At 72.9% G+C, this 1,282-nt stretch carries 2 protein-coding genes and 1 pseudogene; all 3 read left to right on the top strand.

Going from position 1 to position 1,282, the window contains the following annotated elements:
* On the top strand, positions 1-495 hold a 495-nt coding region (locus tag CKO13_RS12225), incomplete at its 5' end, for a thioredoxin family protein (RefSeq protein WP_200261411.1).
* Between the two features lie 175 nt (positions 496-670).
* A complete protein-coding gene (gene aroQ / locus CKO13_RS12220; protein ID WP_200261409.1) occupies positions 671-1,117 on the top strand; it encodes a type II 3-dehydroquinate dehydratase in 447 nt (148 codons plus the stop codon).
* 20 nt (positions 1,118-1,137) lie between these two features.
* A pseudogene (locus tag CKO13_RS12215) lies at positions 1,138-1,282 on the top strand (acetyl-CoA carboxylase biotin carboxyl carrier protein); the annotation flags it as partial.

Here is a 1,282-nt window from a genome sequence, read left to right as displayed (position 1 = left end):
GGCCTCTCCCTGGTGGCCGTGCTCACCGCGGCGGGGGGCGCGCAGTGGCTCGGCGCCGCCACGGGGGCCACGGATCCGCTCCGCCCGTGGGCCGCGCTCACGGGCAGCCCGCAGCACGCGGCGCTCACCGACTGGCGCGCCGTCGACGGCGGCCCGGAGGCCCTGGAGCGGGCCCTCGAGCGGGCGCGCCAGGCGCAGCGGCCGGCGGTGGTAGAGATCACCGCCGAGTGGTGCGCCTACTGCCAGAAGCTCGAGGCGCGGACGCTGCCGGATCCGCGCGTGCGCCGGGCCCTCGACGGGGCGGCCAAGCTGCGCGTCGACGTCACCGCGATGACCGACGCCGACCGCCGGCTCATGCAGGCCCACGACGTCTACCTGCCCCCGGCGATCCTCTTCTTCAGCGCCGCCGGCGAGGAGCGCGCCGAGCAGCGGGTGGTCGGCTTCAAGGGGCCGGAGGCCTTCGCGCAGCGGGCGCGCCGGGCGCTCGAGCCGTAGCGCCCGGCGCCCCGCCCGCCGCCTCGGGCCCGACGGGGGGGCCCGAGGCGGCGGGTGTCTGTCGCGGATCCCGCGTGAATGAGTAGGGATTTAGCAGGTATCGCCGCTGAACTGGACAAGGCCGGGCGCTTCGGTCAAAATCCCGCATTACGTACGTCGGGATGGCTGGCGCGCAATGCCGAGACTGCTCGTCCTCCACGGGCCGAATCTCAACCGCTTGGGGACCCGCGAGCCGCAGCAGTACGGCCGCACGTCCCTGGCGGATATCGAGCAGCGCCTGCACGCCGTCTGCGAGGCGGCCGGCGTCGAGCTGGCGACGGGGCAGTCCAACCACGAGGGGCAGCTGGTCGATTGGATCCATGAGGCCGCCGACACCGGCGTCGGCTTCATCGTCATCAACCCGGCGGCGCTGACCCACACCAGCATCGCCCTGCGCGATGCGCTGCTCGCTGCAGAGCTCCCGTTCATCGAGGTCCACCTCTCCAACGTCCACGCCCGCGAGGGGTTCCGGCAGCGCTCCTACCTCGCCGACGCGGCGGCGGGGGTGATCACCGGCCTCGGCGCCGACGGCTACGAATTCGCGGTCCGTGCGGCCATACGGCGCATGGGTGGACAGGCCTGACCAACAGGATTCCGTCGACGATGGATATTCGCAAGATCAAACGCCTTATCGAGCTGCTCGACGAGTCCGGGATCCACGAGATCGAGATCTCGGAGGGCGAGGAGTCGGTGCGCATCACGCGCGACTCGCCGCAGCCGGCGGCGCCCGCGCCGCAGCCGGTCTACC

The sequence above is a fragment of the Halorhodospira neutriphila genome (assembly GCF_016584055.1).
Classification (GTDB): Bacteria; Pseudomonadota; Gammaproteobacteria; order Nitrococcales; family Halorhodospiraceae; genus Halorhodospira; species Halorhodospira neutriphila.
Note: the sequence above shows the minus strand (reverse complement) of the source record. Positions and strands in the feature narration are given on the sequence as shown.